Raw genomic sequence first — 26,955 nt, forward strand, 5'->3', positions numbered from 1 at the left:
CGACTCGGCCCATGAGCACCGAACCGCCTCCGGGCTCCGGCCAGCAGCCGCCGGAAGACGACCCGTTCAGGAAGCAGCCTCCGCAGCCTCCTCCGTACGGCGGCGGCGACCCCTACGGCGGCGGCTCCTACCCCACCGACCCGCTCGCCGGCATGCCCCCGCTCGCCGACAGCGGCCGCCGCACGCTCGCCCGGATCATCGACCTGATCCTCGTCGGCATCATCGTCTGGCTGCTCACCTGGGCCTTCGGCGTCCACGAGTACGACGTCGGCTCGAACGGCGCGTCGTACGCCAAGTCGCTCGGCCAGTCGCTCATCGCGGCCGTGCTCTACATCGGCTACGACACCGTGATGATGGCCAAGTCCGGCCAGACGCTGGGCAAGAAGTGGCTGGGCCTGCGCGTGGCCAACCTCGACAACGGGTCGACGCCGTCCGTGCAGACCAACCTGATCCGCGCGGCGGTGCTGTGGATCCCGTTCGCGTTCTGCTGCGCCTGCATATGGACGGCGATCTGCGGCGGCTGGAGCTTCTTCGACAAGCCGTACAAGCAGGGCCTGCACGACAAGGCCGCCAAGACCGTGGTGGTCAGCACGCGTTGACGTGACCGGTGGCCCAACTCCGGGGTGTGCACAGCGAATCGGCGGGTCCGTGGTCAACGGACCCGCCGATTCGCGTAGTTGAGCCGGGGCTTGTGCTTGGTCTAGGGAGTGCTCCGCTCCCGTACCGGCTCCGCGGACGCGGACGACACGGCGGCGGACACCGTCTCCCGCCGTACCGGCACCGGCACCCGCTGCCGCTGCGGAACGGCCGGAGCCGCGGTCTGGGGGGCGGCCTGGGCGGCCGCGGCGGCACGGGACTTCGGCTGCGGCACCGTCAGGGAGACGAGCAGCCCGAGGGCGAGTGCGGCGCACGCGATGACCGCGATGCCCAGACCCGAGTTCGTCTGTGACAGCAGCAGCATGGCGAGCGTCGAGAAGATCACGGTGAACGAACCGTAGGCGAGCTGTGCGGCGGTCGGACGAGGCATGGCAATCGAGTCCTCGTTAGGCGATGGAGGGGAGCTGTGAAAGGGGGGTGCGACAAGGATGTCGGCCTGGTTTTCCGCCGGTTCCTGGCGTTCCGCCAAGCGACTCTATTCGCCTGCATGCCCGAGTGGAACGTGCAGTAAGCATGACCTAACACACAGCTCCGGAGCATGGGGGGCGCACGGAGTCATACCGTCCACCAAGTGGACGGATGCACGCGCCCGTTGAGCGATGGACAAGTCGGTCTTACGTGTCCGTAAAGCGGACCCCGGCTTCGCATAGTGCACTTGTCCTGCTCAAGTCAAGGTCTGTCTTTTCCCGTAAACCTCTAGTCAAATAACGTCACTTGACTATCACGCGTTCACCGCGCGCGGACCTTCCATGACTCCAGGACCCCCCCTTCCGCGCGGTCGAGTGTGCGCAGGGGAGGACCTCAAGTGACCAGCAGACCCTGGACGTTCAGAGCGGCCGCGGTGGGCGTGGCCCTCGCGGCGGCCACCGCCACGTTCTCGACGTTCGCCGTGGCGGAGGCCAACACCTCGGCCAAGGCCACCACTGTCGACCGGCACGACCCGGCACCGGTCGCACAGAAGGAGCACGACCTCGACGGCCCGCTGAGCAAGACGCAGGACGCGCAGCGCCAGGAGGCCCTGAACGAGGTCATCGCCGGCAAGGCCTCGGTCAAGGACCGCAACGGCTCGAAGGTCGTCCAGCTCAAGAGCAAGGGCGGCAAGAGCAAGTACGTCGAACTGAGCCGGGAGAAGACCGACAAGATCTTCACGATCCTGGTCGAGTTCGGCGACCAGGTCGACAGCCGCTACGGCGGCACCGTCGGCCCGCTGCACAACCAGATAGCCGCGCCCGACCGGGCGAAGGACAACTCGACGGCCTGGCAGGCGGATTACAACCAGGCGCACTTCCAGGACCTGTACTTCGGCACCGGCAAGAACACCGAGTCGCTCAAGAAGTACTACGAGAAGCAGTCCTCGGGCCGCTACTCGGTCGACGGCGAGGTCACCGACTGGGTCAAGGTCCCCTACAACGAGGCCCGTTACGGCTCCAACAAGGCCTCCACCGGCGCCTGGTACGCGGTGCAGGACGGCGTCAACGCCTGGGTCGCCCAGCGCGAGGCCGCCGGTGACACGGCCGCCGAGATCAAGACGGAGCTGGCCCAGTTCGACCAGTGGGACCGCTACGACTACGACGGCGACGGCAACTTCAACGAGCCCGACGGCTACATCGACCACTTCCAGATCGTGCACGCCGGTGAGGACGAGTCCGCGGGCGGCGGCGCGCAGGGCGAGGACGCGATCTGGGCCCACCGCTGGTACGCCTTCGGCACCGACGCCGGCTCCACCGGCCCGGACACCAACAAGCTCGGCGGCACCCAGGTCGGCGACACCGGCGTCTGGGTCGGCGACTACACCATCCAGCCGGAGAACGGCGGACTCGGCGTCTACGCCCACGAGTACGGCCACGACCTCGGCCTGCCCGACGAGTACGACACCGCGGGCGGCGAGAACTCCACCGGCTTCTGGACGCTGATGTCGTCCGGCTCCTGGCTCGGCACCGGCAAGGAGGCCATCGGCGACCTGCCCGGCGACATGAACGCCTGGGACAAGCTCCAACTGGGCTGGCTGGACTACGACATCGCCAAGGCCGGCACCAAGTCCAAGCACACGCTGGGCGTCGCGGAGTACAACACCAAGAACCCCCAGGCGCTTGTAGTGCAGTTGCCCGAGAAGGCGGTCACCACCGACGTCATCGCCCCGGCACAGGGCGCCACCCAGTGGTGGAGCGGCAGCGGCAACAGCCTGAGCAACACCCTTTCCCGGACAGTGGACTTGACGGGCAAGACGTCCGCCGCGCTCACCCTGGACGGCTGGTACGACGCCGAGGCCGACTACGACTACCTCTACACCGAGGTGTCCACGAACGGCGGCACGTCCTGGACCCCGATCGACGGCACCCTGGCCGACGGCTCCGCCATCCCGCGTGACGGCAGCGGCAACCCGGCCCTCACCGGCACGGCGGCCGCGTACCAGAAGCTGACGTACCCGCTGGACGCCTACGCGGGCCAGAAGATCGACGTCCGCTTCCGCTACCAGACCGACAGCGGTGTGGCGCAGAAGGGCTTCACGGCCGACGAGATCACCGTGACCGCCGACGGCACCGCCCTCTTCTCCGACAACGCCGAGAGCGCCGACCCCGCGTGGACGGCCAAGGGCTTCACCCGCATCGGCTCGTCCTTCACGGACGACTACGCGCAGTACTACATCGCCGAGAACCGTCAATACGTGTCCTACGACAAGGTGTTGAAGGTCGGCCCGTACAACTTCGGCTTCTCGACGACCCGTCCGGACTGGGTGGAGCACTACGCCTACCAGAACGGCCTGTTGATCTGGAAGTGGGACACTTCGCAGGCGGACGACAACACCAGCGAGCACGCCGGTGAGGGTCTGATCCTGCCGATCGACTCCCACCCGACGCAGCTGAAGTGGTCCGACGGCACGCTGATGCGCAACCGCGTCCAGGCGTACGACTCGCCGTTCGGCCTCGACCGTACGGACTCGATGACGCTGCACAGCGCGGACGTCGCGACCAAGATCAAGTCGCAGCCGGGCGTCCCGGTCTTCGACGACGGCAGGTCGACCTACTACGACACGTCGAACCCGACAGCCGGTGTCAAGATCACTGACACCAACACCCGGATCAAGATCACCAAGGAGTCGCACGACGGCTCGACGGTGAGCCTCCAGGTCGGCCCCTCGGCGAAGTAGTCGGTAAAAGCGCAGGTCAGAAACGTATCGGCGGTGACCCCCTGGCGGGTCGCCGCCGATCCGTGTTTAGGTGCGTCCTGTGCTCGGCTTATTGACACCGACCTCGACTACGACCCGCCAGGGGGTGTGACCGCATTGTCCGCAGGAGGTTTCTGCAGGCTGCCGACCGGCAGCGTGGTGGTGGCGTTGAACCTGCCCAGACCCAGCGCCCAGGGTGACGGCTGCGTCCGCGTTCTCGTCCACGCACGCAATCGCGCCCGGGCTCTGACCCGGCTCCGCAACCTCGGAATGCGGGCCGTCTACCTGCGCGGCAACGCGGAGCCGCCGACGCCGGACGAGATCACGGCCGTCCTGCACCACCCAGACGGCCTGATATGGCGCACGGCCCCGGCCCCTGACAACGCTGTCGTGATCCCGGGGCCGGAACTGCCGCAGGAGCTGTGGCATCCGATCAGGGCGCTGCTCCGGAGGCCTGCGGCCTCGGCGTAGCGGGGTCGTGTGTCGCCTGCGGGCCGGTGGGGGCTTGTCGCGCAGTTCCCCGCGCCCCTTGAAGACGGGGGTTCGTTTGAGGGGCGGTGCCTTGTCTGCGGGCCGGTGGGGGCTGAGCGCGCAGTTCCCCGCGCCCCTTAGAGGCAGCCCCTTCGGGGCGTGCCGTCGCTAGGCCGATGGTGCGATGCGGCTTCGGCGTAGCGCCCCTCGCGGTCAAGGCACACCGACGGTCCGTCTGCGGCACGCTCGCGGATACGCGCCCCTTCAGGGGCGCGGGGAACTGCGCGACCAGCCCCCACCGGGCCCGCGGACGACCGCACGACCCCCGACAGGCGAACCAGGCCGATCGCCCCCATCCTGGGATGGCTCGGGGCAGCCTAGACCGTAGCGGAGGCCCTCGTGGCAACCGTCCTGTATCGCCTGGGGCGCCTGGCCTTTCGCCGGCGCTGGTACGTGACCGTCCTCTGGATCGTGATCCTCGCGGCACTCGGCTTCGCCTCCAGCAAGGCGGCCGACGCCCCCGCCACCACCTTCTCCACCCCGGGCGTCGAGTCCCAGCGGGCCTTCGACCTGATCCAGCAGCGCTTCCCCGGAGTACAGGCGGACGGCGCCGTGGCCCGGGTCGTGTTCGTCGCTCCGGACGGCCAGAAGATCACCACCGGCAAGGACCGCGCGGCCGTCGTCCGGCTCGTCGACGAGGTCTCCGGCGGACCGCAGGTCGCGAGCGCGGTGAACCCCTTCCAGGCGGCCGCGGTCAGCAAGGACGCGACGACGGCGTACTCGACGATCACGTACACCGTGCAGGCCAACGACCTCACCGACGCCGCCAAGAACAACCTCAGAAACGCGGCGCAACAGGCCCGCACCTCCGGCCTCACCGTCGAGATCGGCGGCACCGCCCTGGCCGCACAGCCCGCGGCCGGCGGCGTCGGCGAGGTCATCGGCGTCGGCATCGCCGCCGTAGTGCTGCTGATCACCTTCGGATCGCTCGCCGCCGCCGGACTCCCGCTGCTGACCGCGCTCCTCGGCGTGGCCATCTCCATGACCGCGATCACCACCCTGGCCAGCACCCTCGGCCTCTCCGACACGACCGGCACCCTCGCCACGATGCTCGGCCTGGCCTGCGGCATCGACTACGCGGTCTTCGTCGTCTTCCGCTACCGCGAGGAACGCGCCAACGGCCACACCACCGAGGAAGCCGCGGGCCTCGCCGTCGGCACGGCGGGCTCGGCGGTCGTGTTCGCGGGCCTCACGGTCGTCATCGCCCTCGCCGGCCTCTCGGTCGTAGGCATCCCGCTCCTCACCAAGATGGGCCTGTGCGCGGCCGCCGCGGTCGCCCTCGCCGTCCTCATCGCGCTCACGCTCGTGCCCGCCCTGCTCGGCTTCTGGCCGCGCGCGGTCCTCTCCCGCCGCTACAAGACCACCGGCCGCCGTATCCAGGGCGTGGCCGGCAACATGGGCAGCCGCTGGGCCGGGTTCGTCCTGCGCCACCCCTGGCCGGTGCTGTTCGGCACGGTCGCCGGCCTGGTCGTCCTCGCGCTCCCCGTACTGGGCCTCCAACTCGGCCAGTCCGGCGACGAGGCCAAGTCCACCGCGACCACCGAACGCCGGGCCTACGACGACCTCGCCAAGGCGTTCGGCCCCGGCTTCAACGGCCCCCTGACGGTCGTAGTCGACGTAACCGACTCCACCCACCCGAAGGCGGCCGCAGCCACGGTGGAACGACGGATCGCGGCGGTACCGGGCGTGGTGTCAGTAACCCCCGTCCGCTTCAACTCCACTGGAAACACAGCCCTGTTCACCGCCGTACCGGCCGAGGCACCGACCAGCGAGAAGACCGTGGACCTCGTCCACACCATCCGTAACGACCGCTCCGCGATCGAGTCGGCGGCCCCCGGCGCGACCTTCGAGGTGACCGGCACCACCGCCCTCAACATCGACGTCGCCCAGAAGGTCAGCGGCGCCCTGGTCCCGTACCTGATCGTGGTCGTAGGCCTGGCGGTACTGCTCCTGCTCCTCGTCTTCCGCTCGATAGTCATCCCGATCAAGGCGGCGGTCGGCTTCCTGCTCTCGGTACTGGCCGCCCTCGGCTGCGTGGTCGCGGTCTTCCAATGGGGCTGGGGCGCAAGCCTGTTGGGCGTGGAGACCACCGGCCCGATCATGAGCCTGATGCCGATCTTCCTCGTGGGCATCGTCTTCGGCCTCGCCATGGACTACGAGGTCTTCCTCGTCTCCCGCATCCGCGAGGCCTACGTCCACGGCAGCGCGGCCCACGCCTCGATCGCCACCGGCTTCCGCTACAGCGCCCGCGTCGTCACCGCCGCCGCCCTCATCATGATCTCGGTCTTCGCGGGCTTCATCACCGCCGGCGACTCCATGATCAAAATGATCGGCTTCGGCCTGGCTATCGCCGTCCTCTTCGACGCCTTCATCGTCCGCATGGCCTTCGTACCGGCGGTCCTGGCAATCCTGGGCGACCGAATCTCTTGGCTACCGCCCTGGCTGGACCGCCTCCTCCCGAACGTGGACATCGAGGGCGAAAGCCTCAGCAAACAACACCCGGTGAGCACGAGCGCCCCTGAAGGGGCGCGGGGAACTGCGCGACCAGCCCCCACCGGCGCACAGACAAAGAACAACTAGACGACAGGTTTCCCGGTCAACTCCACCCCGGCCGAACGCAGTTCCTCCAGCGCCCGATCGGTGGTCTCCTTCGCCACCCCAGCCGTCAGATCAAGCAACACCTGCGTACGGAACCCCTCCCGCACCGCATCCAACGCCGTCGCCTTCACACAGTGATCGGTAGCGATCCCGACCACATCCACCTCATCGATCTCCCGAGCCCGCAACCACTCCCCAAGCGAAACCCCGTTCTCATCCCGCCCCTCGAACCCGCTGTACGCCGCCGCATACGCCCCCTTGTCGAAAACGGCGTCAATCGCCCCAGAGGCAACCGCAGGCGCGAAGTTCGGATGAAACCCAACCCCCTCCGTACCCGCGACACAGTGCGCGGGCCAGGAGTGCGCGTAATCGGGATTGTCGGCGAAGTGCCCACCGGGCGCGATGTGGTGATCGCGGGTGGCCACGACATGCCGATACCCGGCAGGCGCCTGCCCGATCAACTCGGTCACGGCGGCAGCCACATCCGCACCCCCGGCCACCGCGAGACTGCCCCCTTCGCAGAAGTCGTTCTGCACGTCAACGACGATCAAGGCGCGGCGCATGGTGGTGTCCTCCGACGGTGTGAGATTCGAGCCTAGAGACTTCGGCGCTGCTGCGGGAGGGCGCACCCCAGATTTTCGTGCGGGTCTTAACTACCCGACCGCAGATGCACGTACTCCGTAGGAATCACGGCCTCCCCGCGCGACAACTGGGTCGCCGACAACGGCAGGTTGCCCCGGGCGACCGCATGCCGATCCCGTACGACGTCCAGCGGCTCGCGCGCGACGACCTCACCGCCCTTGACCAGCTCCACCAGCAACTGCCGGTCGGCCAGCTCGGCGGGGACCGCCCCCGTGCCGATCACCTCGGCCTCCGCGACCCCGTCGCCGTCGACCCGCCGTGCCGCCCACTTGCGCCCGCCGATCGACGTCTTGCCCCCGCTGGACTTCTTCGCGACCGGCACCAGCGGCGCCTTCGGATCGGCGGACTCGGCACGGGCGACCAGCTTGTAGACCATCGAGCAGGTCGGATGCCCGGACCCGGTCACCAGCTGGGTGCCGACGCCGTACGCGTCCACCGGCGCCGCCGCCAGCGAGGCGATGGCGTACTCGTCGAGGTCGGAGGTCACCACGATCTTCGTGTTGACGGCGCCCAGCTCGTCCAACTGCTGTCGCACCCGGTGCGCGACGAGCAGCAGGTCGCCCGAGTCGATGCGGACGGCGCCGAGTTCGGGCCCGGCGACCTCAACTGCCGTACGGACGGCCTCGGTCACGTCGTACGTGTCGACGAGCAGGGTCGTGTTGCGGCCCAGCGAGTCCACCTGGGCCTGGAACGCGTCGCGTTCGTTGTCGTGGAGCAGGGTGAAGGCGTGCGCGGAGGTGCCGACGGTCGGGATGCCGTAGCGGAAACCGGCCGCGAGGTCGGACGTGGTGGCGAAACCGCCGACGTAGGCCGCGCGGGAGGCGGCGACGGCGGCGAGTTCGTGGGTGCGGCGGGCGCCCATCTCGATCAGCGGGCGGTCTCCCGCGGCGGAGGCCATGCGGGAGGCGGCGGCCGCGATCGCGGAGTCGTGGTTGAGGATGGAGAGGATCACCGTCTCCAGCAGCACGCACTCGGCGAACGAGCCCTCGACCCGCATGATCGGCGAGCCCGGGAAGTACACCTCGCCCTCCGGGTAGCCCCAGACGTCACCGCTGAAGCGGTACGCGGCGAGCCACTCCAGGGTCTCCTCGTTGACGACGTTCCGCTCGCGCAGGAAGCCGAGGACGTCCGCGTCGAACCGGAAGTTCTCCACCGCGTCCAGGACGCGTCCGGTGCCCGCGACGACGCCGTAGCGCCGCCCCTCGGGCAGCCGCCGGGTGAAGACCTCGAAGACCGAACGCCGGTCGGCCGTCCCCGCTTTGAGGGCGGCCTGCAGCATCGTCAGCTCGTAGTGGTCGGTGAAGAGCGCCGTCGAGGGAACGTCCACCGGCAGCCCAAGGTCCGCTGTGTTCATGACGAGTGATGGTACTCCCATCTCGTCACTCTGACGATTTGTGGGGTCCATTTGTGCGGGGGCCCCCTTGTGGTGGCAGCATGGGCCGTGTGACGTCACCCGCACCCCTGGAGATCGAACGCACCGAGTCGGCGGAGGAGGTCTTCGCCGTACCCGAGCCGGACGTCCCCTGGGTCACGATCGTGCACAACGACCCGGTCAACCTCATGAGCTACGTCGCGTACGTCTTCCAGACGTACTTCGGCTACTCCAAGGACAAGGCCCACAAGCTCATGCTCGACGTCCACCACAAGGGCCGCGCGGTCGTCTCCAGCGGAAGCCGCGAGGAGATGGAGCGCGACGTGCAGGCGATGCACGGCTACGGTCTGTGGGCCACCCTCCAGCAGGACCGGAAGTAGCGACCCATCCCGATGCCAGGACACTTCGAACCGCTCCCCGGCGGCGGCGCCGCCGTCGCGCTCGACGACGTCGAGATCTCCATCATCCGGTCGTTGGCCGTGCAGCTCCTGGAGCTGATCGGCCCAGGACCGGGCGAGGACGCCTCCGACGACCCCCTCGCCGAACTCTTCGCCGAGGGCCCGAGCGAGCCGCCCGCCGACCCGGTGCTCCGGCGCCTGTTCCCGGACGCGTACACCGACCCGGAGCAGGCCCCCGACTCCCCGCAGGACGCGGAGGAACGGATGGCGCACTCCGCCGAGTTCCGCCGCTTCACCGAGAACGACCTGCGCGCCGGCAAGCGCGAGAACGCCCTCGCGGTGGTCCGCACCCTCGACTCCCTCACCCCCGGCGGCGACGGCGGCGCGATCCTCAAGCTCACCGCCGAGGAGTCCCGGCAGTGGCTCGGCTCGCTCAACGACCTGCGCCTGGCGATCGGTTCACGCCTCGACATCACCGACGAGGACGACACCGACGACCTCTACCGGCTCCCGGACGAGGACCCGCGCAAGCCGATGGTGATGGCGTACCTCTGGCTGGGCGGCCTCCAGGAGACCCTGGTCAACACTCTGCTGCGCTGACCGGAGCAGCCGCTCTTCCGGTCCCTCGGAGTTCGATCGGAGTTCGCTCAGAGGACGCTCAAATCCGGATAACGATCACGTCACCGCGACGGCCGGGAATGCTGGCCGTCGCATCTTTTTGTCCGCTTCTTCCTGTGGTGTGCGCCACAGACATCCCCTTCGATCACCATTGCGACCGTGATAAATCTTCACGACGCCCGGCGGACGCCACCCATGTCCCGCCGGGTTCGCCGTACGGCCGACGGACCTCGGCCGGGCAGCTCCAGTCCATGGGGGGATTCGGAGAAAGGCGCACCACACACATGACCTCCGCTCAGGTCGACGAGACGGACAAGACCCCCGAGGAGGGGTACGAGCGCGGGCTCGGCAGCCGTCAGGTCCAGATGATCGCGATCGGCGGCGCCGTCGGCGTCGGACTGTTCCTGGGAGCCGGGGCGAACATCGCCAAGGCCGGTCCCAGCCTCATCTTCATGTACGCCCTCGCGGGCGTGATCATCTTCTTCATCATGCGGGCGCTGGGCGAACTGCTCCTGTACCGCCCGGTGTCGGGCTCCTTCGCGGAGTACTCGCGCGAGTTCCTCGGCCCGTTCTTCGGCTACTTCACCGCCTGGACGTACTGGCTGATGTGGGTGGTCACCGGCATGGCCGAACTCACGGCCGCCGCCATCTACGTCAACTACTGGTTCCCCGCCGTCTCCCAGTGGGTGACCGCGCTCGCCTTCCTGGTCATCCTCTTCGTGGCCAACCTGATCTCGGTGAAGCTGTTCGGCGAGATCGAGTTCTGGTTCTCGATGGTCAAGGTCACCGCGCTCATCGGCATGATCGTGATCGGCCTGGGCGTCCTCACCTTCGGCTTCAGCAGCGCCGGCGACACCGCGTCCGTAGCCAACCTCTGGCAGTTCGACGGCTTCTTCCCCAAGGGCATCGGCTCCTCCCTGATGACCCTCCAGGGCGTGATGTTCGCCTACCTCGCCGTCGAACTGGTCGGCGTCACCGCGGGCGAGTCCGAGAACCCGGAGAAGACCCTCCCCAAGGCGATCAACACCCTCCCGTGGCGCATCGCCCTCTTCTACGTCGGCGCGCTCACCGTCATCCTCTGCGTCGTCAAGTGGACCGAATTCGCCCCCGGCGTCAGCCCGTTCGTCGAGGCCTTCGCGAAGATCGGCATCCCGGCAGGCGCCGGAATCGTCAACTTCGTGGTCCTCACCGCGGCCCTGTCCTCCTGCAACTCGGGCATGTACTCCACGGGCCGCATGCTCCGCACCCTCGCGGACAACGGCGAGGCCCCCAAGGTCTTCAGCAAGCTCTCGGCGTCGAAGACCCCGGCGACCGGCATCACGATCTCCGTCGCCTTCATGGGCATCGGCGTGGTCCTCAACTACGTCGTCCCGGAGAAGGCGTTCGGCTACGTCACCTCGGTCGCCACCGCCGCCGGCATCTGGACCTGGCTGATGATCCTGATCAGCCACGTCCTCTACCGCCGCGCGGTCGACGCGGGCCGCCTCCCGGCCTCGTCCTTCCCGGCCCCGGGCGGTGCGAAGTTCTCCTACGTGGCCATCGCGTTCCTGCTCTTCGTCACGGGCCTCATCGCCTACGACCCCGACTCCCGCATCTGCCTCTACGTGATGGCCGGCTGGACCATCGCCCTGGCCGCCGGCTGGTTCGCCCTCAAGTCCCGCAACCCGCAGGTCACCGAGCGCCGCGACCCGCAGTTCGAGAAGGTCGGCTGACCCGTCCGATCCCGGCATATGGGCCGCCCCGTACCACCACTCGGTACGAGGCGGCCCTTCTGCTTATCCTGACGACCATGCCGACCCTGACCATCACCCAGGCCCTCTTCGACCAGATCGTCGCCCACGCGCGCGCGGACCACCCCGACGAGGCGTGCGGAGTCGTCGCGGGCCCGGTGGGCGAGGGCCGCCCCGAGCGCTTCGTCCCGATGCTGAACGCGGCCCGGTCGCCCACGTTCTACGAGTTCGACTCGCAGGACCTGCTGAAGCTCTACCGCGAGATGGACGACCGCGACGAGGAGCCGGTGATCATCTACCACTCCCACACCGCGACCGAGGCCTACCCCTCCCGCACCGACATCGCCTACGCCAACGAGCCCGGCGCCCACTACGTCCTCGTCTCCACCGCCGACTCCGACGAGGCGGGCCCCTTCCAGTTCCGCTCGTACCAGATCCTGGAAGGCGTGGTCACGGAGGAGGACGTCAAGGTGGTGGAGTCGTACTGACGGGGTCCTGATCCGGGCCTGATCTCGTACTCCGGATGAAATCCGTCCGAAGTGTGAGATCCCCTACCGAGGACCGGACAGGGAATCGATACGATGAGCCCATGGTTCTTCTCGACGTGAGCGACAAGGCGCCGGGCACACTGCTCGTGGCGCGGCTGCACGTCGACCTGTGCCGGCTCAGCAGCGCCATCTGTTGAACCGCGCGCAGTCGCCGTACGGCCGCGCGCCGAGGCGCGCCCACGATCGTGCCGCGCGCCCACCGAGACCAGACCCCTCCCGCTTCCGACAGGAGCCCCTTGCCATGGCCATCGAGGTCCGCATCCCCACCATCCTCCGCACCTACACCGGCGGCGAGAAGGCCGTCGAGGGTGCCGGTGAGAACCTCGCCGCGCTCTTCGCCGACCTCGAGACCCGGCACGCGGGCATCCAGGCCCGCATCGTGGACGGCGGCGAACTGCGCCGCTTCGTCAACGTGTACCTGAACGACGAGGACGTCCGCTTCCTCGACGGCATCAACACGAAGCTGTCGGACGGCGACAACGTCACGATCCTGCCGGCCGTCGCCGGCGGCATGCGCTAAGGCCCGCTGACCGCTGATGCGTTACGACTCCCCGCTGGCCGCGGTGGGCAACACCCCTCTGGTGCGCCTGCCGCGGCTCTCGCCGTCCACCGACGTCCGCATCTGGGCCAAGCTGGAGGACCGCAATCCGACCGGCTCGGTCAAGGACCGCCCGGCCCTGCACATGATCGAACAGGCGGAGAAGGACGGCCGCCTGACCCCCGGCTGCACGATCCTGGAGCCCACTTCGGGCAACACCGGCATCTCCCTCGCTATGGCCGCGAAGCTCAAGGGCTACCGCATGGTCTGCGTGATGCCCGAGAACACCTCCCAGGAACGCCGCGACCTGCTCAACATGTGGGGCGCGGAGATCATCCCCAGCCCCGCGGCCGGCGGCTCCAACACGGCGGTCCGCGTAGCGAAGGAACTCTCCGCCGAACACCCGGACTGGGTGATGCTCTACCAGTACGGCAACCCGGACAACGCGGGCGCCCACTACGCGACCACGGGCCCGGAGATCCTCACCGACCTCCCGTCGATCACCCACTTCGTAGCGGGCCTCGGCACCACAGGCACGCTCATGGGCGTAGGCCGCTACCTCCGCGAACACAAGCCGGACGTGAAGATCGTCGCCGCCGAGCCGCGCTACGACGACCTGGTCTACGGCCTCCGCAACCTCGACGAGGGCTTCGTCCCCGAGCTCTACGACGCCTCGGTCCTGACCACCCGCTTCTCGGTCGGCTCGGCCGACGCGGTCACCCGAACCCGAGAACTCCTCCAACAGGAGGGCATCTTCGCCGGAGTCTCCACGGGTGCCGCCCTCCACGCGGCGATCGGCGTAGGCAAGAAGGCCGTAGCGGCGGGCGAGCCCGCGGACATCGCCTTCGTAGTGGCAGACGGCGGCTGGAAGTACCTCTCGACAGGCGTCTACACGGCGGCAACAACAGAGGAAGCGATCGCAACCCTCCAGGGCCAACTCTGGGCATGATCAGCGCCCCGAAGGGGCGCGGGGAACTGCGCGACCAGCCACAACGCACCCGCACCCGAAAACGAAACCCTCAACCGCTGAGGTGACGGACCTGATCCCAAAGGACCGGGTCCACCACCCCAACCCTCCGCCGGAAGTCGGACACGGCTACCTTCCGCAACTCGCCGGTCTCCAGATAGCTGGCCCGCCCCCGAGAATCGCCAACAGCCCCCGGCGGCAACGGAATTACCCCACCCCGCCCATCGTGATACTTACTGGTGATCTTCGCGACGGTGACCTTCCGCCCCCGCACCGCCAGCACCAGACAAGGCCGATCCTTGGCCGCCCCGGGTTGATCCTCATAGGGCACATTCGCCCACCAGATCTCCGCGGGCCGAGGCCGATCCCCCCGAACCCGTCGGGACGACCCCCGCCCCCACCCGTCAACCAGCGTGGCGACCAACGCCAGCAACACCACCACCGCAAGCGCGAGCCACCAGTACGTGTTCATACGAACGACCGTACCGGCGCGCAAACAACGCCGCGCGCCCTCTTGCAGACCCCACGCGCCCCGGTTCCAGCCGAACCGGTGACACCACAGGTGAGTTCCCCCACAACAGCCCTTGGCGGAGGAGCGACCGGCCCTTTTGCGCCTTACGCTCGACGGACCGCACGACCCCCGTCACCCAACTCCAGAAGTTCCCGCCAGCGGAGGTTTCTGCTTTATGAAGCTCACCGTCGTCGGCTGCTCGGGGTCGTTCCCGTCCGCGGAATCGGCCTGTTCGAGCTACCTCGTAGAGGCCGACGGCTTCCGGCTGCTCCTCGACATGGGCAACGGCGCCCTTGGCGAGCTGCAGCGCCACTGCGGTCTCTACGACCTCGACGCGATCTTCCTCAGCCATCTGCACGCCGACCACTGCATCGACATGTGCGCGTACTTCGTCGCGCGCTACTACCGCCACGACGGCGGCCGCTGCGACCCCATCCCGGTCTACGGCCCCGAAGGCACCGAACACCGTCTGACCACGGCCTACGCAGACACCCCCACCGCCTCCTCGATGAGCGAGGTCTTCGACTTCCACACGGTGAAGCCGTCCACGTTCGACGTCGGCCCCTTCACCGTGCACACCGAGCGGGTCCGCCACCCCGTCGAGGCGTACGGCATCCGCGTCGAACACGGCGGCCGGTCCCTCACCTACTCCGGCGACACGGGAGTCAGCGAGTCGCTGGACGAACTCGCCCGGGACACCGACCTGTTCCTGTGCGAGGCCGCGTTCACGCACGGCAAGGAGAACATCCCGGACCTCCATCTCAACGGCCGCGAGGCCGGCGAGACGGCCACCCGCGCCGGCGTCCGCCGCCTGGTCCTCACCCACATCCCCCCGTGGACCGACCCCCAGGCCAACCTGGCCGACGCGCGCGAGGTCTATGCCGGGCCGGTGGAACTGGCGGCGCCGAGAGCGTCGTACGAGATCTAGTCCCGCGTACGCGAAGGCCCCCGGTACCGATCGGTACCGGGGGCCTTCGCGCGGGATGGGGCGCGGGCTACTTGGCCTCCGCCTTCTCCATCTCCGCCAGTTCCTCGTCGGACTCCCGGCCCGGGGTCGGGAGGTTGAACTTGGTGATGGCGAAGCGGAAGACGACGTAGTAGATCGCGGCGAAGGCGAGGCCGACCGGGATCAGCAGCCAGGGCTTGGTGGAGATGCCCCAGTTGATGAACACGTCGGTGAAGCCGGCCGAGAAGCTGAAGCCCATGTGCATGCCCAGCGCCCAGGTCACGGCCATCGACAGGGCGGTGAGCACCGCGTGGATCGCGTACAGCACCGGGGCGATGAACATGAACGAGAACTCGATCGGCTCCGTGACGCCGGTCAGGAACGAGGTCAGCGCGAGGGAGACCATCATGCCCGTCACGGCCTTGCGTCGCTCGGGGCGGGCCGAGTGCGCGATGGCCAGCGCGGCGGCCGGCAGGCCGAACATCATGATCGGGAAGAAGCCGGTCATGAACATGCCCGCGGTCGGGTCGCCCGCGAAGAAGCGCGGCAGGTCGCCGTGGAAGACGGTGCCGGCGGAGTTGGTGTAGTCGCCGATCTGGAACCAGGCGACCGAGTTCACGAACTGGTGCATGCCGATCGGGATCAGCGCGCGGTTGATGAGACCGAAGAGCGCCGCGCCGAAGGAACCGAGCCCGGTCATCCACTCGCCGAAGTTGGTGATGACATCACCGATGGGCTGCCAGCCGAGGACCACCAGGACACCGAGGAGGGCGCCGACGACGGACATGATGATCGGCACCAGGCGGCGGCCGTTGAAGAAGCCGAGCCAGTCCACCAGCTTCTTGCGGTGGTAGCGCTGCCACAGCACGGCGGTCAGCAGACCGATGATGATGCCGCCGAGCACACCCGGGTTCTGGAAGGTCGCGGCCGTCGCGGCCTCGGTGCCCTTCTGCCAGAAGCCGCCGAAGGGAGCGACCGACGTGTAGGTGGCGCCGTCGTGCCCGTCCTTGATCGGGAACTGGTGGATCACCGCGTAGTAGGTGAGGAAGCTGACCACCGCGGCGAGCGCCGTCGAGCCGTCGGCCTTCTTCGCGAAGCCGATGGCCACGCCTATGCAGAACAGCAGCGGCAGTCCGAACGAGCCGTCGAACAGGATGCCACCGGCACCGGCGAAGACCTTCGCGACATTGGTCGGGAGGTGCAACTTCGCCTGGACGTCGGGCTGGCCGAGGCGCATCAGCAGGCCCGCCGCCGGAAGCACGGCGATCGGGAGCTGTAGGCTGCGACCGATCTTCTGCAGGCCCTGGAACAGGCCGGATCCCCACTTCTTCGTGGGTGCCGCCGTTGGCGCGGTGGCAGTGCTCATGGACTTCCTCCATCGGGTGGTGGTCTACACCACTCAGTGGTGTAGACCTGTTGTAGCAGATGAAGTCCGCATAAAGGAACCCGCCGAATCTGCGACCGGATCGCTACGCCACGTACACGGCCGCCTGCATGCCAAAAGGCCCCCGGACCGATGGTCCGAGGGCCCAACTCCCTTACGCCGTCAGGCTTTTGTGACGTCCTCGCGCTCGTCCTCCGGCTCGCGCCCCGGCGTCTTCAGGTCGAACTTCGTGATCGCGAAACGGAAGACGACGTAGTACACCGCCGCGAAGCACAGCCCGATCGGAATGATCGCCCACGGTTTCGTCGCCAGGTTCCAGTTGATCGCGTAGTCGATCAGCCCCGCCGAGAAGCTGAAACCGTCGTGCACCCCCAGCCCCCAGGTCACCGCCATCGACACCCCGGTCAGCACCGCGTGGACCGCGTAGAGGAGGGGTGCGATGAACAGGAACGAGTACTCGATCGGCTCGGTGATGCCGGTCACGAAGGACGTCAGCGCGACCGAGAGCATCAGGCCGCTCACCTCCTTGCGTCGGCTCGGCTTCGCGCAGTGTGCGATCGCGAGCGCCGCCGCCGGCAGCGCGAACATCATGATCGGGAAGAACCCCGAGGTGAACTGCCCCGCGTGCGGGTCACCCGCCAGGAACATGTTGATGTCACCGTGCACCACCGTCCCGTCCGGCTTCGTGTAGCTCCCGAACTGGAACCAGATGGGCACGTTCAGGAACTGATGCAGCCCCACGACCAGCAGCGCCCGGTTGGCCAGACCGAACACCCCGGCGCCCAGCGCACCCCGCGCGCTCAGCCAGTCGCTGAAGTGCTCCAGGCCGGTGCCGATCGGCGGCCAGATCCACAGCGCCACCGCCGCGACCGCGATCGCCACGAACGACATGATGATCGGCACCAGGCGGCGGCCGTTGAAGAAGCCGAGCCAGTCCACCAGCTTCGTACGGTGGAACCGCACCCAGAAGAACGCGGTCAGCAGCCCCAGCACGATCCCGCCGAACACCCCGGGATTCTGGTACGTGAACGCCGAGACCGAGTGATCGAGGGCCTGGCAGCCGATGCCCGGCACCGCCGTCGTGGCGCCGGTGCAGTCCTTCGGGAACTGGCGCAGCACGTTGTAGTAGACGAGGAAGCCGACGAGTCCGGCCAGCGCCGTCGACCCGTCCGACTTCTTCGCCATCCCGATCGCGACACCCACGCAGAACAGCAGCGGCAGCCCCAGCTGCCCGTCGAGCAGCGCCCCGCCCGCGCCCGCCATCACCTTCGAGACATTGGTCCACCCCAGGCCGTCGTCCCCGAACACGTCCGGCTGCCCGAGCCGGTTGAGGATGCCGGCCGCCGGCAGTACGGCGATGGGGAGTTGGAGACTGCGGCCCATCTTCTGCAGCCCCTGGAACAGGCTGCCCCAAAGGGTCCGCCCAGGACGGGCGGCGGCACTGTCGGCACTCATGGACGCCCCTCGGTAATGTGGTGTAGACCAGTTGGCGACGTGATCGTCACCATCATTCGGCACGCACGACATGACCGCTCGCGAAGCTGGGCCAACTGTGGGTTACTGCGACAAAGCGGTTCGGATCAGGGAGAGAACAACATGGCCACCAAGGCTGAGAAGATCGTTGCCGGGCTGGGCGGGATCGACAACATCGAAGAGGTCGAGGGCTGCATCACCCGCCTGCGCACCGAGGTCAAGGACCCGGCCCTCGTCGACGACGCCGCCCTGAAGGCCGCCGGCGCCCACGGCGTCGTCAAGATGGGCACGGCCGTCCAGGTCGTCATCGGCACGGACGCGGACCCGATCGCGGCGGACATCGAAGACATGATGTGAAGCGCGGGGATCGTTCCCGGCTTTGACCCGAGCGTCGACTCCGGCTTCACCCACGGCGTCACGCGCTGAGGGGCTCTTCCCACCGCGGGAGGAGCCCCTTCCTCATGTACGACTACGCTCTTCGCCATGTCTCGAATCGACGGCCGCACCCCCGAACAGCTCCGCCCCGTCACCATCGAACGTGGCTGGAGCAAGCACGCCGAGGGCTCCGTCCTCGTCTCCTTCGGCGACACGAAGGTCTTCTGCACCGCCTCCGTCACCGAAGGCGTCCCCCGCTGGCGCAAGGGCAGCGGCGAGGGCTGGGTCACCGCGGAGTACTCCATGCTGCCCCGCGCCACCAACACCCGCGGCGACCGCGAGTCCGTCCGCGGCAAGATCGGCGGCCGCACCCACGAGATCAGCCGCCTCATCGGCCGCTCGCTGCGCGCGGTCATCGACTACAAGGCCCTGGGCGAGAACACGATCGTCCTCGACTGCGATGTGTTGCAGGCCGACGGCGGCACCCGTACGGCGGCCATCACCGGCGCGTACGTCGCGCTGGCGGACGCGGTCACCTGGGCCCAGGGCAAGAAGCTCATCAAGGCCGGCCGCCAGCCGCTCACCGGCACGGTGAGCGCCGTATCGGTCGGCATCGTCGGCGGAGTCCCCCTCCTGGACCTCTGCTACGAGGAGGACGTCCGCGCCGAGACCGACATGAACGTCGTCTGCACCGGCGACGGCCGCTTCGTCGAGGTCCAGGGCACCGCCGAGGCCGAGCCCTTCGCCCGCGACGAACTCAACGCCCTCCTCGACCTCGCCGTCGCCGGCTGCGACGAGCTGACCGCCGTACAGCGAAAGGCACTTGAGGCCGCGCTGGAGAAGTAAGAGGCTGGGACGGTCAAGTAAAGGGCGCACCAAGAGAGGCGGGCTGCGGGGTCAACCCGGCGGCCCGCCCCCGCGTCCCTAGGCATACGGAACGGAAACGGGGACGGCCGCCCAGGCCCACCCCAGGGGGAGGCACCGAACCATGGCCGCAAGCCGACGAAGCGGACGAAGCCGCAGCAGTCGACGCCGTATCGCCATAGCCGCCACCGTGGCGGCGATCGGCCTCACCGCCGGGCTCGCCACCGGCTGCGACGCCGTCGACAAGGCCATCGACTGCGTCCAGACCGCCGACACCATCGCCGACAGCGTCACCGGCCTCCAGCAGGCGGTGGAGAACGCGGCCAACGACCCCACCCAGACCGACGAGTCCCTCAACTCCATCGAGAAGGACCTCGACAAGATCGGCGACAAGACCGACAACGCGGACGTCAACAAGGCGGTGGACCACCTGAGTACGGCAGTCGACAACGTCCGTACGGCGGTCAAGAACGGCGACAACACGCCTGACATCAGCCCGGTGACGGACGCGGCGGGCGAGCTGACGAAGGTCTGCACGTCGTAGGGGTCCAGGCGAGCCCGGGATACTGATGGGCATGACACGCCTGATCCTCGCCACCCGCAACGCCGGCAAAATCACCGAACTGAGGTCCATCCTCACCGCCGCGGCCCTGCCCCACGACCTCGTCGGCGCGGAGTCGTACCCGGACATCCCCGACGTCAAGGAAACGGGCGTGACCTTCGCGGAGAACGCCCTCCTCAAGGCCCACGCCCTGGCCCAGGCAACGGGCCTCCCGGCGGTGGCGGACGACTCGGGCCTCTGCGTAGACGTCCTGAACGGCGCCCCCGGCATCTTCTCGGCCCGCTGGTCCGGCCAACACGGCGACGACCAGGCCAACTTGAACCTCCTCCTGGCCCAGCTCTCGGACATCGCGGACGAACACCGGGGCGCGCACTTCGCCTGCGCGGCGGCCCTGGCGTTGCCGGACGGCACGGAACGGGTGGTCGAGGGGCAGTTGCGGGGCGTGCTGCGCCACGTACCAGTCGGCACGAACGGCTTCGGCTACGACCCGATCCTCCAGCCGGAGGGGGAGACGCGGACCTGCGCGGAACTCACGGCGGACGAGAAGAACGCGATCAGTCATCGGGGGAAGGCGTTTCGGGCGTTGGTGCCGGTGGTTCGGGAGTTGTTGGGCTGAGCGAGACACGAAAACGGCCTGCGAACCAATCCTTTGATTCGCAGGCCGTTCATGTGCGGCGGAAGGGATTCGAACCCTCAAGCCCGATCAAGGGCCACAGATCCTAAGTCTGCTGTGTCGCCATTGCACCACCGCCGCTAGTGTCTGCCATCGTACCGGCAGCCGCTCGGCGTACGCTGCCTCCCCTGCACCAGGTGCTGGTGATCGCGTGACAGTTGGGGCACAGCAACCGCAGGTTCTCGCGCCGGTCGTCACTCCAGTCCCCGTTGATGTGATCGACCTCCAGAGTCATGGGCTTGCCGAGCCACTCTGGTCCCAGGCCGCAAAGGGCGCACTCCTCGGGCAGGCCGATTGCGCAGAGTGCCCGCCGTAGCAGGACGGTTCTCGTCCGCTGTCTGGCGTTGTGACGGACCAGAATGTCCTCGGGGTGCTTGGCCAGGTCTTGTCGCGGCTTCCCCCTCTGGTGGGCCTGTCCCAAGAAGTGTGTGGTGGGGAGGTGTTCGTCGGCGATCCACTGGCGCAGGAGTGCGCGTTGTCTCCCGTTGTCCGGGCGGCCGAGGCGGCGGAGTGTCTCTGCGATGGAGATCGACTCGGCGACTGTCGCTCGCAACTCGTCGAGGGTGGGGCGAGGTTGCCGACCAGGAGACCGGAAATGCGAGATGTCGATGTTGAAGTGAGCGAACCGCCTCGTGAGGTACCGACGGAGATGGTCGTACGGTGAGGTGCCGAAGAAGGCGACGACTTCGTCTATGTCGGAACAGCTTTCGGCGGCTTGTGTCAGTTGTTCGCGGGTGTACCGGACGCCACTGCTCATGGGGTGCCGAGCCTGGTCCGACGCTTGCCACGACCTCGATAACTATCTGTAGTGGAATGGCAGTTGGGGCAGAGGAGCCGTAGATTCTCGACCTGGTTGTTTCGCCAGTTACCGTCGATGTGGTCGACCTCGAGAGGCAAGGGCTCCCCGCGCCAGACCGCCTTGTTGCCGCACAGAGCGCAGTGGTTGCCGATGCCGAGTTCGCGCATCGCCCTCTTGAGGCGGTCTGGGGGTGTTCGCCTGGGGTGTGGCGAGGTGTCTTCGACAAGGATCTCTTCGGGGGTGCGGCGGCGCTGGTTGAATCTCATGTTCTCTGTGCGAACCCTCGCCGTGAAGTGAGACGTGTCGATCTCGTACGCCTTGATCCGCCGGGCGATGTTGGTCTGATGACCACCTACGGATTCGAGTCCGAGTCGCCGGACGACTTCGTTGACGCTCGTAGAGGCAGCGACTACAGGTTCAAGGATTTCCCTCGTCCACTTGGCCCCCTCCCGTTCGAAGTGCGACGTGTCCACCCCGAGCTTCTTCATCCGCGCCCGGATGTAGTCCCGCGTCGAACTCCTCGGATCCACCCCCAACCTCTCCAACGCCTCGGACAACGTCCGAGCCCCCTGAGCCGCTCCCTCAAGCCGCTCCCGCGAATACGCGCTGACCCCCATCGTTCCCCTCCGATCTCGACCACACGTTCGTGGCCTCGAATGGAGTAACGAGCTGCTCATCAGACAGTCACGCCCGAAACGTAAAGCAGTTGATAGCCTGTCGGTCGCTGAAGCCTTCCAGGCACGGACCCTTGTCCGGCCGGGAGGCTTTTTTCATGACCTCTTTTGTGGGAGCAGCAGAAGTAGCAGTCGATGTACGACCAGCCACCCCCGCCGACCGCCCCACCGTCGAGCGGCTCTGGCTGATGTTTCGGCATGACCTGTCCGAGTTCGCGACCGCGGGGCAACTTCAACTGCCCAACCCCGACGGCACGTTCCGCAGTGAGCGGGTGGACGCGGCGTTCGACGAGGGGGACGGGGACTGGGCGCCGTATCTCTTCTGGTGCGGCGAGCATCCCGTCGGGTTCGCGTTCGTGCGGGGGATCAGCTCAGCTACCCGGATCCTCAACAGCTTCTTCGTCGTGCGCGGAGCCCGGCGGGCCGGGGTCGGGATGGGAGCCGTGCGGGATGTCGTCGCGCGGTATCCGGGGGAGTGGGAGGTCGCGTTTCAGGATGCCAATCCGGGGGCCGTGGCGTTCTGGCGGCGGGTTGGCGAGGCGCTTGCCCGGGAGGGCTGGACCGAGGAGCGCAGGTCGGTGCCCGGACGGCCCGACCTGGCTCCCGATGTGTGGGTGTCGTTCAGGTACGGAGGTGCGTAGAGGACTGGTCGGCTAGACGCCCAGGTCCTTGATGATCTTCGCCACGTGGCCCGTCGCGCGGACGTTGTACAGCGAGTGCTCCACCTTGCCGGACTCGTCCACGATGATCGTGGAGCGGATCACGCCCATGTAGGTCTTGCCGTAGTTCTTCTTCTCGCCGAAGGCCGCGTACGCGTCGAGGGTCTTCTTGTCGGGGTCCGCGAGGAGGGTGACCTTGAGGTTCTCCTTCTCGCGGAACTTGGCGAGCTTCTCCGGCTGGTCGGGGGAGATGCCGATGACGTCGTAACCGGCGCCCGTCAGCAGCTCCAGGTTGTCCGTGAAGTCGCAGGCCTGCTTGGTGCAGCCGGGGGTCAGGGCCGCCGGGTAGAAGTAGACGATGACCTTGCGGCCCTTGTGGTCGGCGAGGGACACCTCGTTGCCGTCGGCGTCGGGGAGCGTGAAGGCGGGGGCAACGTCCCCGGGCTGGAGTCGTTCACTCATCGCGCTAGCGTAACCGGGGGTGCTGACAGTGCACTCCGCGCGAGAGCTGACAGACTGTCCGGCACAAGTACCAGCAGACTTCGGAGGCCGTACGGTGACGGACACGTCGAACACGCCGGACACCAGAACCCCGGCGCAGATCGAGGCGGACATCAAGCGTCGCCGCGATGTCCTGGCCGACACGCTCGACGAGATCGGGGTGCGGGTGCACCCGAAGACGATCGTGGGCGACGCGAAGGCCAAGGTCGCGTCCAGCATCGACCACACCCTCGGCAGGGCGTACGTCGGCGTCAACCGGGTCGTCGGTGACGTCAAGGGTCAGTTCGTGGACGAAGAGGGCGCGCCGCGCGTCGAGCGGATCGTTCCTGTCGCTCTCGTCGCCGTCGGTGTCGTGGGCCTGTTCGTCCTCGGCTCCCGGCGTCGCAGTGGCCGTAAGGGCTGAAACCGTGGGCCACCCGGCCGCGTACGGACGGGTCCTGGGCAGGTAGGTTCGTGGGCGTGAGCGCCAAGAGAGACGAGCAGAGCACCCAGCACGACAAGCTGCCCATCCGGATGCTGCACGACCGTGTGCTCGTGCGGCAGGACAAGAGCGAGGGCGAGCGGCGTTCGGGTGGCGGGATCCTGATCCCCGCGACGGCGGCCGTGGGGCGCCGACTGGCCTGGGCCGACGTGGTCGCCGTAGGCCAGAACGTGCGGACCGTGGAGCCCGGCGACCGGGTTCTCTACGACCCCGAGGACCGCGCCGAGGTCGAGGTGCGCGGGGTCGCCTACGTCCTCATGCGCGAGCGGGATCTGCACGCCGTCGCCGCCGACCGGTTCGAGGGGTCCGAGGACTCGACCGGCCTGTATTTGTAGGTCGTGTCCCTGTAAGCAGCAAGCCTCCAAGGGGCTGGTGACCATCGTCACCAGCCCCTTTTGCCGTTCCTTTGCTACGTTGGAAAGCAACCCGACGAGACGCGCCGTACCGGGACAGCGACACCGAAAGACGACGCACCCCCGTTCAGTACGTACGTCTCGGAGGTGCCTGTCATGGCCTGGGTTCTGCTCGTCGTCGCCGGTCTGCTCGAAGTGGGCTGGTCGATCGGGATGAAGTACACCGACGGGTTCACGCGGCTCGTGCCCAGCGTGTTCACCGGTGCCGGCATCGTCGCCAGCATGCTGCTGCTCTCGTACGCCGCGAAGTCGCTCCCCATCGGTACCGCCTACGGCGTCTGGGTCGGGATCGGCGCGGCCGGGGCGGCGGTGCTCGGCATGGTGGTGCTGGGGGAGCCTGCCACCGCCGCCCGGATCTTCTTCGTGTGTCTGCTGCTGGTCGCCGTCGTGGGGCTGAAGGCGACCTCCGGTCATTAGCCGGGTGAGTTGGTCACTCCTTCTTGCGGCCCGTGCTCTGCGGGCCCGCCGTCGTCCCTCCGGTCGTCGTGCCGCCGGTGGTGCCGTCGGTCGTCGTCCCTGTCGTGCCGCCTGTTGTCGTGGTCCCGCCGTCCGTGGTCGTGCCCGTGGTGCCGCCGGTGGTCGTGGTGCCGCCGTCGGTCGTCGTGCCGCCCGTGGTCGTGGTCCCGCCGTCCGTGGTCGTGCCCGTGGTGCCGCCGGTCGTCGTGGTGTCGCCGCCGGTGGTCGTCGTGCCGCCGTTCGTCTGGCCCTGCGTCTGACCCTGGTCGCCCTGGCCGCCGGTGGTGGTCGTACCGCCGTTGTCCTGGTTGCCCGTCGTCGCCGGCTGGCTGGGCTGGAGGCTCGGGGGTGCGACGGTCTCGGCGCCGTCCTGGAGCTGGAGGTCGAAGTCGCTCGCCTCGGTGCCCTTGAGGGCGGACTTGGTGTACTGGGCCCAGATCTCGGCGGGCGCGCCGCCGCCGTTGACACGTTCGAGGCCCATCGCGCCGTAGAGCGACTTGTGGGCGGCGGTCGTCGGGTCCTGGCCCATGACCGAGACGACCGTCGCCAGGTCCGGGGTGTAGCCCGCGAACCAGGCCGCCGTGTCCTCCTCCGCCGTGCCGGTCTTGCCGGCCGCGGGGCGGTCGGCGCCCTGGGCCGCGGTGGCCGTGCCGTTGTCGACGACGCTCTGCAGGACCGAGGTGGTGGTGTCGGCGGCCTCGCGGCTCACCGCGCGGGTCGTCTTGTTCACCGGCAGCTTGACGTCGTTCGTGCCGTCCTTGGTGATCTTCGAGATCATCGTGTACGTGTGCCGCTCACCGTGGTTGCCGATGGTGGCGTACGCCTCCGCCATGTCGAGGACGCTCGCGGTGGACGGGCCGAGCGCGATCGACGGGGTGGCGGTCAGGTCGGGGGTGTCGGACGGGATGCCGAGGTCGATGGCGGTCTGCTTGACCTTGGTGGGGCCTACGTCGACCGCCATCTGCGCGTACACCGAGTTGACGGACTTGTCGGTCGCCGTGCGGACGGTGATGTCGCCGTAGGAGACCTCGTCCTCGTTCTCCGGCGCGTACGAGCCGCCGCTCCAGCCTTCCACGGGGCGCTTGTTGGTGCCGTCGTAGTAGGTGTTGGGCGTGATGGTCTGGCCGTCCTGGGTCTGCGAGTCGTTCTGGATGGCCGAGGTGAGGACGAACGGCTTGAAGGTGGAGCCGACTTGGAAGTCGCCGCGGGTCGCGCCGTTCGTGTACTGCTTCACGTAGTCGATGCCGCCGTACATCGCGACGATGTTGCCGGTCTTGGGATCGACCGAAGCCCCGCCCGCGCGAACGTAGTTGTCGACCTTGCGGCTCTTCTTGTCGAGCTTGGACATGACCTGGTCGTCGACGGCCTTCACGAAGGCGTCCTGCTTGCTCTTCTGGAGCGTGGTGGTGATGCGGTAGCCGCCGGCTTCGAGGGTGTCCGCGTCGATGATCTTGTTGGTGGTGAGGTAGTCCTTGATCGCGCCGACGATGTAACCACGCTGTCCGGACATGCTCGTTGAGGCCGTCGCCTCCTTCGGCATCGGGAACTTCATGCCGGTCCGCGCGGACTGGGTGAGCCAGCCCTTCTTGACCATGCCGTCGAGGACGTAGTTCCAACGGGCCACCGCAGCGGCCTTGTTCTCCGGATGCGCTACGACGTCGTACTCGCTCGGCGCGTTCAGCAGTGCGGCGAGGTAGGCGCCGCGGCCGGCGTCGAGGTCGGCCGCGTCCTTGCCGTAGTAGGCCTGGGCGGCGGCCTGGATGCCGTACGCGTTGCGGCCGAAGTAGCTGGTGTTGAGGTAGCCCTCCAGGATCTCGGACTTGGACTCCTCGCGGTCCAGCTTGATCGAGATGAAGAACTCCTTCACCTTGCGGGTGACGGTCTGTTCCTGGCCCAAGTAGTAGTTCTTGACGTACTGCTGGGTGATCGTGGAGCCGGACTGGGTGCCCTTGCCGGTCGCGGTGTTCCAAGCGGCGCGGACCATCGCCTTGGGGTCGACGGCGGACTCGGAGTAGAAGTCCCGGTCCTCGGCGGCCAGTACGGCGTGCTGGGCGTTCGCCGAGACCTGGGCGAGGCTCACGTTCTCGCGGTTGACCTCGCCGTCGCGGGCGAGTTGGGAGCCGTCCGCGTAGAGGTACACGTTGGACTGCTTCATCGCGAGGGCGTTGGCGGGCGGGATCTTGACCAGCGAGTAGCCGAGGAAGAACGCGCCGATCAGCACTGCCACGAGCCCGATGAACCCGACGAGCGTCATCCGCCAGGTCGGGATCGCCCGCCGCCACCCGGTGCGCTTGGGCCGCTTGGCCTTCTTGGGCTTCTCGCCGCCGGGCGCGCCGGGCGCCTCGGGTGCGGCGGCCGCTTCCGGCTCTCTCGGTGCCCAGCCCTGGTTCGGCTGCTGCGGCTGCGGCTGGTCGCTCAT

The 26,955-nt window shown here is 68.1% G+C and carries 30 protein-coding genes, 1 tRNA gene and 1 riboswitch; of the genes, 20 read left to right on the forward strand and 11 right to left on the reverse strand.

Going from position 1 to position 26,955, the window contains the following annotated elements:
* Positions 1 to 11 precede the first annotated feature (11 nt).
* The gene (locus OO69_RS40960; RefSeq protein ID WP_033286037.1) at positions 12 to 599 is read left to right on the forward strand and encodes an RDD family protein; all 588 of its coding nucleotides are present in this window, start codon (positions 12 to 14) and stop codon (positions 597 to 599) included.
* Between the two features lie 101 nt (positions 600 to 700).
* Here the strand turns inward: OO69_RS40960 and OO69_RS40965 are convergent, their stop codons facing one another.
* Positions 701 to 1,027, reverse strand: a complete 327-nt coding sequence (locus tag OO69_RS40965) for a hypothetical protein (RefSeq protein WP_033286038.1) — start codon at positions 1,025 to 1,027, stop codon at positions 701 to 703.
* 435 nt (positions 1,028 to 1,462) lie between these two features.
* Here OO69_RS40965 and OO69_RS40970 point away from each other — a divergent pair, with 435 nt between their 5' ends.
* The 3 genes from OO69_RS40970 to OO69_RS40980 all read left to right on the forward strand — a co-directional run bounded on the left by OO69_RS40970 (position 1,463) and on the right by OO69_RS40980 (position 6,934).
* The gene (locus OO69_RS40970) at positions 1,463 to 3,805 is read left to right on the forward strand and encodes an immune inhibitor A domain-containing protein (RefSeq protein ID WP_033286039.1); all 2,343 of its coding nucleotides are present in this window, start codon (positions 1,463 to 1,465) and stop codon (positions 3,803 to 3,805) included.
* Between the two features lie 135 nt (positions 3,806 to 3,940).
* Positions 3,941 to 4,294, forward strand: coding sequence for a hypothetical protein (locus tag OO69_RS40975; protein WP_033286088.1), 354 nt, complete (start codon positions 3,941 to 3,943; stop codon positions 4,292 to 4,294).
* A 399-nt stretch (positions 4,295 to 4,693) separates the two neighbouring features.
* Positions 4,694 to 6,934 carry an MMPL family transporter gene (locus tag OO69_RS40980; RefSeq protein ID WP_033286040.1) on the forward strand — a complete coding sequence of 747 codons (2,241 nt, stop codon included), beginning with the start codon at positions 4,694 to 4,696 and terminating at the stop codon, positions 6,932 to 6,934.
* Here OO69_RS40980 and OO69_RS40985 read toward each other — a convergent pair.
* Entirely contained in the window at positions 6,931 to 7,515 is a 585-nt protein-coding gene (locus tag OO69_RS40985) for an isochorismatase family protein (protein WP_033286041.1), read from the reverse strand. The two genes, OO69_RS40980 and OO69_RS40985, sit on opposite strands and share 4 nt — an antisense overlap.
* Positions 7,516 to 7,601: 86 nt before the next feature.
* The gene (locus OO69_RS40990; RefSeq protein ID WP_033286042.1) at positions 7,602 to 8,948 is read right to left on the reverse strand and encodes a nicotinate phosphoribosyltransferase; all 1,347 of its coding nucleotides are present in this window, start codon (positions 8,946 to 8,948) and stop codon (positions 7,602 to 7,604) included.
* A gap of 80 nt (positions 8,949 to 9,028) precedes the next feature.
* Here OO69_RS40990 and clpS point away from each other — a divergent pair, with 80 nt between their 5' ends.
* From clpS to OO69_RS41020, 7 genes are all read left to right on the forward strand, one after another.
* The gene (gene clpS, locus OO69_RS40995; RefSeq protein WP_019056726.1) at positions 9,029 to 9,346 is read left to right on the forward strand and encodes an ATP-dependent Clp protease adapter ClpS; all 318 of its coding nucleotides are present in this window, start codon (positions 9,029 to 9,031) and stop codon (positions 9,344 to 9,346) included.
* Between the two features lie 12 nt (positions 9,347 to 9,358).
* Positions 9,359 to 9,964, forward strand: coding sequence for a DUF2017 domain-containing protein (locus OO69_RS41000; RefSeq protein ID WP_033286043.1), 606 nt, complete (start codon positions 9,359 to 9,361; stop codon positions 9,962 to 9,964).
* A gap of 302 nt (positions 9,965 to 10,266) precedes the next feature.
* A complete protein-coding gene (locus OO69_RS41005; protein WP_033286044.1) occupies positions 10,267 to 11,694 on the forward strand; it encodes an amino acid permease in 1,428 nt (475 codons plus the stop codon).
* A 77-nt stretch (positions 11,695 to 11,771) separates the two neighbouring features.
* Positions 11,772 to 12,200: a Mov34/MPN/PAD-1 family protein gene (locus tag OO69_RS41010; RefSeq protein WP_033286045.1), complete on the forward strand. Its 429-nt coding sequence runs from the start codon at positions 11,772 to 11,774 to the stop codon at positions 12,198 to 12,200.
* Between the two features lie 101 nt (positions 12,201 to 12,301).
* Positions 12,302 to 12,397 (forward strand): putative leader peptide, encoded by a 96-nt coding sequence (locus tag OO69_RS53780; RefSeq protein ID WP_019056721.1) that lies wholly within the window; start codon positions 12,302 to 12,304, stop codon positions 12,395 to 12,397.
* A gap of 104 nt (positions 12,398 to 12,501) precedes the next feature.
* On the forward strand, positions 12,502 to 12,780 hold the full coding sequence (locus OO69_RS41015; protein WP_033286046.1) for a MoaD/ThiS family protein: 279 nt from the start codon (positions 12,502 to 12,504) through the stop codon (positions 12,778 to 12,780).
* A gap of 16 nt (positions 12,781 to 12,796) precedes the next feature.
* Entirely contained in the window at positions 12,797 to 13,747 is a 951-nt protein-coding gene (locus OO69_RS41020; RefSeq protein WP_033286047.1) for a PLP-dependent cysteine synthase family protein, read from the forward strand.
* Between the two features lie 70 nt (positions 13,748 to 13,817).
* Here OO69_RS41020 and OO69_RS41025 read toward each other — a convergent pair whose 3' ends face one another.
* Positions 13,818 to 14,237 (reverse strand): type II toxin-antitoxin system PemK/MazF family toxin, encoded by a 420-nt coding sequence (locus OO69_RS41025; RefSeq protein WP_033286048.1) that lies wholly within the window; start codon positions 14,235 to 14,237, stop codon positions 13,818 to 13,820.
* A gap of 214 nt (positions 14,238 to 14,451) precedes the next feature.
* Here OO69_RS41025 and OO69_RS41030 point away from each other — a divergent pair, with 214 nt between their 5' ends.
* Positions 14,452 to 15,204, forward strand: coding sequence for an MBL fold metallo-hydrolase (locus OO69_RS41030; protein ID WP_033286049.1), 753 nt, complete (start codon positions 14,452 to 14,454; stop codon positions 15,202 to 15,204).
* Positions 15,205 to 15,271: 67 nt separating this feature from the next.
* Here OO69_RS41030 and OO69_RS41035 read toward each other — a convergent pair whose 3' ends face one another.
* Positions 15,272 to 16,588, reverse strand: coding sequence for a PTS transporter subunit EIIC (locus OO69_RS41035; protein WP_033286050.1), 1,317 nt, complete (start codon positions 16,586 to 16,588; stop codon positions 15,272 to 15,274).
* 180 nt (positions 16,589 to 16,768) lie between these two features.
* Entirely contained in the window at positions 16,769 to 18,061 is a 1,293-nt protein-coding gene (locus tag OO69_RS41040; protein ID WP_033286051.1) for a PTS transporter subunit EIIC, read from the reverse strand.
* Between the two features lie 15 nt (positions 18,062 to 18,076).
* On the opposite strand from OO69_RS41040, the gene OO69_RS41045 reads away from it, so the two are divergent.
* The 4 genes from OO69_RS41045 to rdgB all read left to right on the forward strand — a co-directional run bounded on the left by OO69_RS41045 (position 18,077) and on the right by rdgB (position 20,496).
* Entirely contained in the window at positions 18,077 to 18,436 is a 360-nt protein-coding gene (locus OO69_RS41045; RefSeq protein WP_318016591.1) for a PTS glucose/sucrose transporter subunit IIB, read from the forward strand.
* 126 nt (positions 18,437 to 18,562) lie between these two features.
* Positions 18,563 to 19,300: a ribonuclease PH gene (gene rph / locus OO69_RS41050; RefSeq protein WP_019056710.1), complete on the forward strand. Its 738-nt coding sequence runs from the start codon at positions 18,563 to 18,565 to the stop codon at positions 19,298 to 19,300.
* 142 nt (positions 19,301 to 19,442) lie between these two features.
* Positions 19,443 to 19,862, forward strand: coding sequence for a hypothetical protein (locus OO69_RS41055; protein WP_033286053.1), 420 nt, complete (start codon positions 19,443 to 19,445; stop codon positions 19,860 to 19,862).
* Between the two features lie 31 nt (positions 19,863 to 19,893).
* Complete coding sequence (gene rdgB, locus OO69_RS41060) at positions 19,894 to 20,496, forward strand: RdgB/HAM1 family non-canonical purine NTP pyrophosphatase (protein WP_033286089.1); 603 nt, start codon at positions 19,894 to 19,896, stop codon at positions 20,494 to 20,496.
* A gap of 54 nt (positions 20,497 to 20,550) precedes the next feature.
* Here the strand turns inward: rdgB and OO69_RS41065 are convergent.
* The 3 genes from OO69_RS41065 to OO69_RS50865 form a co-directional block, all read right to left on the reverse strand.
* A tRNA-Leu gene (locus tag OO69_RS41065) sits at positions 20,551 to 20,634 on the reverse strand.
* Positions 20,600 to 21,310, reverse strand: coding sequence for an HNH endonuclease signature motif containing protein (locus OO69_RS49605; protein WP_051801600.1), 711 nt, complete (start codon positions 21,308 to 21,310; stop codon positions 20,600 to 20,602). The genes OO69_RS41065 and OO69_RS49605 overlap by 35 nt, the downstream gene beginning before the upstream one ends.
* Positions 21,307 to 21,969, reverse strand: a complete 663-nt coding sequence (locus tag OO69_RS50865; RefSeq protein ID WP_078652792.1) for an HNH endonuclease — start codon at positions 21,967 to 21,969, stop codon at positions 21,307 to 21,309. The genes OO69_RS49605 and OO69_RS50865 overlap by 4 nt, the downstream gene beginning before the upstream one ends.
* A gap of 155 nt (positions 21,970 to 22,124) precedes the next feature.
* On the opposite strand from OO69_RS50865, the gene OO69_RS41070 reads away from it, so the two are divergent.
* Positions 22,125 to 22,667 carry a GNAT family N-acetyltransferase gene (locus OO69_RS41070; RefSeq protein WP_033286054.1) on the forward strand — a complete coding sequence of 181 codons (543 nt, stop codon included), beginning with the start codon at positions 22,125 to 22,127 and terminating at the stop codon, positions 22,665 to 22,667.
* A gap of 12 nt (positions 22,668 to 22,679) precedes the next feature.
* Here the strand turns inward: OO69_RS41070 and bcp are convergent, their stop codons facing one another.
* Positions 22,680 to 23,147 (reverse strand): thioredoxin-dependent thiol peroxidase, encoded by a 468-nt coding sequence (bcp, locus tag OO69_RS41075; protein ID WP_033286055.1) that lies wholly within the window; start codon positions 23,145 to 23,147, stop codon positions 22,680 to 22,682.
* 94 nt (positions 23,148 to 23,241) lie between these two features.
* On the opposite strand from bcp, the gene OO69_RS41080 reads away from it, so the two are divergent.
* The 3 genes from OO69_RS41080 to sugE all read left to right on the forward strand — a co-directional run bounded on the left by OO69_RS41080 (position 23,242) and on the right by sugE (position 24,497).
* Complete coding sequence (locus tag OO69_RS41080; protein WP_033286056.1) at positions 23,242 to 23,589, forward strand: DUF3618 domain-containing protein; 348 nt, start codon at positions 23,242 to 23,244, stop codon at positions 23,587 to 23,589.
* Between the two features lie 56 nt (positions 23,590 to 23,645).
* Entirely contained in the window at positions 23,646 to 24,002 is a 357-nt protein-coding gene (locus OO69_RS41085; RefSeq protein ID WP_026150372.1) for a GroES family chaperonin, read from the forward strand.
* 68 nt (positions 24,003 to 24,070) lie between these two features.
* A riboswitch (guanidine-III (ykkC-III) riboswitch) is annotated at positions 24,071 to 24,142 on the forward strand.
* 34 nt (positions 24,143 to 24,176) lie between these two features.
* Positions 24,177 to 24,497 carry a quaternary ammonium compound efflux SMR transporter SugE gene (gene sugE, locus OO69_RS41090; protein WP_033286057.1) on the forward strand — a complete coding sequence of 107 codons (321 nt, stop codon included), beginning with the start codon at positions 24,177 to 24,179 and terminating at the stop codon, positions 24,495 to 24,497.
* A 13-nt stretch (positions 24,498 to 24,510) separates the two neighbouring features.
* Here the strand turns inward: sugE and OO69_RS49070 are convergent, their stop codons facing one another.
* Positions 24,511 to 26,955, reverse strand: a complete 2,445-nt coding sequence (locus OO69_RS49070) for a transglycosylase domain-containing protein (protein WP_051801595.1) — start codon at positions 26,953 to 26,955, stop codon at positions 24,511 to 24,513.

It is taken from the genome of Streptomyces sp. NRRL F-525 (assembly GCF_000716605.1).
Lineage (GTDB): Bacteria > Actinomycetota > Actinomycetes > Streptomycetales > Streptomycetaceae > Streptomyces.